At 36.5% G+C, this 4,083-nt stretch carries 2 protein-coding genes and 1 pseudogene; all 3 read left to right on the top strand.

The genetic code is table 11. From position 1 onward, the window contains the following. Positions 1-77: 77 nt before the first annotated feature. Positions 78-542 carry an SMI1/KNR4 family protein gene (locus tag ACFIQE_RS08840; protein WP_375707560.1) on the top strand — a complete coding sequence of 155 codons (465 nt, stop codon included), beginning with the start codon at positions 78-80 and terminating at the stop codon, positions 540-542. A 102-nt stretch (positions 543-644) separates the two neighbouring features. Beyond that, on the top strand, positions 645-1,121 hold the full coding sequence (locus ACFIQE_RS08835) for an SMI1/KNR4 family protein (protein ID WP_375627527.1): 477 nt from the start codon (positions 645-647) through the stop codon (positions 1,119-1,121). A 5-nt stretch (positions 1,122-1,126) separates the two neighbouring features. Continuing rightward, positions 1,127-3,700, top strand: a pseudogene (locus ACFIQE_RS08830) (DUF6990 domain-containing protein). Positions 3,701-4,083 lie beyond the last annotated feature (383 nt).

Raw genomic sequence — 4,083 nt, 5'->3', positions numbered from 1 at the left:
GGAGCGTCACATTATTATGCAAGTAATTTTTATGAATTTCTCTGTAAAAGAATTAAAGAGCACGCAGGGGAAGATTTGTGAAAACCTATACCTTAGCTGATGTTGCAGTACTAGTTGATAAATATAGCGATAGTATCGATTTTGGCACTACAGATGAAGCAGTTGATGATGTACTAATTGAAAAAGCAGAGGGGATTCTTAAATTGCAATTCACAACCTCCTACAAAAGTTTTTTAAAAAACTATGGAAGAGCGGAGATCTGTGGTGAGGAAATATTAAGTGTTTATAATACAAATTTTGAAATTGCTCGTAGTGATGATATTGTTTATTATCATATAACGGATGTAGAAAATGGTTTAGCAAAACCACAGCAGCTTGTTGTGAGTAGAACTGATTTTGGTGAGACATTTTATTTTGATTACTCTCAGTTTCAGGATGGTGAATGTCCGCTCTATCTTAAGTTTCCACCTAGCGATCCCCAGTATTACGCAAGTAATTTTTATGAATTTCTCTGTAAAAGGATTACAGATAACTTGAAGTAAATTTCTTTGTATGGTGGTTTTACTTCCGAATTGCAATGTTAAACCACTATTTTTTATTTTCAAGAATGCAGGCATCGTTAATATTTTTAAGGGGGATCATCTATGAAAACCTATACCTTAGATGATGTTGTAGTATTAATTGATAAAGTGAATAAATATGATGATGAGATTATCAATTTTGGCACTGCAGAGGATGCGCCTGATGATATATTGATTGAAAAGGCTGAGAGAACTCTTGGTTTACAACTCACCTCGTCCTACAAAAGTTTTTTAAAAAATTATGGAGGAGGAGAAATTGGAGGTTATGAAATATTTAGCATTTATAACGCAAGTTTTGAAGATAATCCTGCTGGTGATATTGTTTATTATCACTTAACAGATATAAAAAATGGTTTAGCAAAACCACAGCAGCTTGTTGTCAATAGAACAGATTTTGGTGAAACCTTTTACTTTGATTATACTCAGTTTCAGGATGGAGAGTGTCCGCTCTATCTTAAGTTTCTACCTAGCGATCCCCAGTATTACGCAAGTAATTTTTATGAATTTCTCTGTAAAAGAATTAAAGAGCACGCAGGGTAATGACGATGCAAACCAAAGATGCAACAGAGATTTTAAAAAGACTTGGCTGGGAGCCCCATCGCGATGAAATGGGTGATATGTTTGCTTATTATCATCTCCCCGATCGCATAGTGCGTATTCATTATGGTGTCATAGATTATGGACGGGATAGTGGAAGATTATGGGTTTCTGTCAGTCTTACCACTGCCGCCTATTGTCTTGGCTGGGAATACGCTAACGGTAAGAAATCGCGATACCAATATGAGGATATGCTGATTTCTTCAGAAGAGAATTTTGGAGTTACAGCACTAGAATTTTTTGAAAACCACGTTAAGGTAGCTTTAAATAAAGTGTTAGTTTGGGCGCACGCACAAGATATTGAGAAAAAATTACGTGAAAAAGCTGCTAATCATTCTCTCGTTGCAAAGGCTCTACTCGGCGATACCGAAGCTTTAAGAAATTACAAACCTACACCTCAATTATATACACCAGAGTTTTCTGATTATGAAAAGATAACGCAGGTTAAGCGCGTTATCTTTTTTGCTGAGGCTTATAAAAATGGTGAGTTAGATGATATTCTTGCTCAGAAACGACCTAAACAACGGTTGATGAGTCTCACAGCAGCAACTGGTATTCTTAAAACCCACGGTTGGTTTGCCACAGAACCTGGAAAGATGTGGCTCTCTTTGCCAGACCGCTTTATTCAGTTTGATTTTGGCTTTATACGTCTTCATGATAGTTACAATGTTCGTCTTGAAGCTGAAATATCTAATGAAGAGATTTCTGTAGCTTGCAAATATATTCACTATAATGGAGAATATGAGTGCGTCTCACCTACAAATATTTATAATTCTTTTAATACGCTTGGAGGAGGGATTTTTAGCGGTTCTGGTAAAGAGATTAATATTTGTCTAGAGACATTAAATGAGCAAGAGTTGACAAAAATAGCTGAGCGGGTGATACAATGGGCACGCGCCCAAGATTTACAAGCATCGATTGAAAGCAAAACACTTTTCCAAAAATATAGCTACAATATAGATATAGTCTGGCATTTGGCTTGCTTAGCATTGACAGGTCAAATTGATGTCCTGAAATCCTATCAAAATGCCGTAAAAGCAGGTACGATTTCTGAATATTTAGATGACGATGATGTGGAAAAATATGTTAATCACGCTGTTCAATTTGCTGAAGGACATCTGACCGTTTTAAAGGAGCGAGAGGCGGCAGATGCACGTATTGGTGTACAATCTTTGGTTCTTCTTAATACAGTTTCTGAAACATTAAAAATGATGAACTGGACAGTCTATCGCGACAAAAATTATAATTGTAATGCCTATTTTATAAGCAAAGACCGTATCATTAATATAATGTACAGCCTTGATACAAAAGGAAAAACACCTATCCTTATATTCAAGGCGTCCCTTTCAACACTTAGTTTTTCTACGGCTCATAGAGAGATTTTCTATAATATGCCTCAATATATAGCCATCAAAGAAGCAGAAGAAGTTTATACAGTTTCTAGTACTGAATTGGATGAAGGCAAGCTAAAGGAGATTTGTACAGATATACTTGAGTGGGCTGACAACCAAAACAGCAACCAAATCATCTATGATTATGCGGCGTTGCTAACAAACAGTGAATTTTGCCTTGCAGAATTTCACCTCATTGCACTTATTTTGACTGGCAATGTCAAAAAACTTAAGTTTTATAAGGAGAGTTTTCAAAGAAAGAGCTGTCTAGGTTTTGTGGAAAACATCACAAAATATGATATTGAGAACGCTCTTACTCTTGCACAGCGTTATTGAACAGGTTTTCCCAAAAAGGCATTGATTTTAAGCTTGGATCCGCAAACAGCATCTGTTGCTTCTAAAAGAACTTCTGTTGAAGTGGCAGAGGAAGTGGATGAAGCAGATGACACTGATGATCGTCTCACCATGGAAAGTGCTCATGCACTTTTGAAAAGCTTAGGTTGGTCAACTGAGAAAATCAATGAGAATGACCATATGGCAAGCTATCAATTGGCTGATCGTGAAGTAGACATTCTTTATAACGACGAAATTGCTAAAGATTACCCGCAATTTGATAGCGCCTTTATGATTAGCACGGGCATTCTTTCCACCGCTTGTAAATTCATTGATCCTACCCACACGGAAGATATCCCAGATATACAGCTTAATTTTGAAGCAAAGGGGTTAGAAATCTTTGAACCAGAGGTCAGTGAGGAGCGCTTAAAACAAGCGCTTGATGATGCTTTAGAATGGTCGGTAACAGACATTGACCTTTCTAAAAGACTTCGCTCTGATTATGGCACTGCTCCTTGGGAAAAAGGCGCCACGTCTAAAGCAAACGATACGGATTATGCTTTACTTCATCTTGGCGCTCTTGCTTTATTGGGTGATGTTGAGACCTTACAATCTTATCAGAAAAGTTTTGCAGCAGGTGATCACCTAGGCTTTGACGAGAGCATCAACAAAACCCACCTTGAACGTGCATTAGCTTTAGCCAAAGAAGTAGCAAAGGTGAAGCAAGTGAGTTACGCTTTGATTAAACAGATGGCAGAAAAGCTTGATGATCAACAAGAGGTTATCAGCAAGGAGTAACCTTACTCTTAGAAAGAGAAAATAGTCAATTTTATCAGAAAAAAAAGACAAGAAATAGCACCTAACAATATCAAAAAGATTTCAGAAATTTAGAAAATAAGGCGCGGTCCAAAGCCTTGATTACTAGTTGAGAAACTGAAGTGGTGGGGCTCTGATCGTGGTTTTGGTGCAAGATTTTAAGGAAACAACCTATAAAAAAAGATCTATAAAATTATTCCATAGATGATCAAAATCCCTTTTAATGGATTATTATCTATTTTATCGGTTATGTCAGTTTATTTAACAAACGAATCTTATGATTTTAGTGAATGATTAAAACATGTCTTATGAGAGTATGTAATCTTTAAAGCCTTTCAAAAGATAGTTTGTAACTCATATGAAAT

This window comes from Bartonella sp. AA1HLJMS (genome assembly GCF_042197445.1).
Lineage (GTDB): Bacteria > Pseudomonadota > Alphaproteobacteria > Rhizobiales > Rhizobiaceae > Bartonella.
Note: the sequence above shows the minus strand (reverse complement) of the source record. Positions and strands in the feature narration are given on the sequence as shown.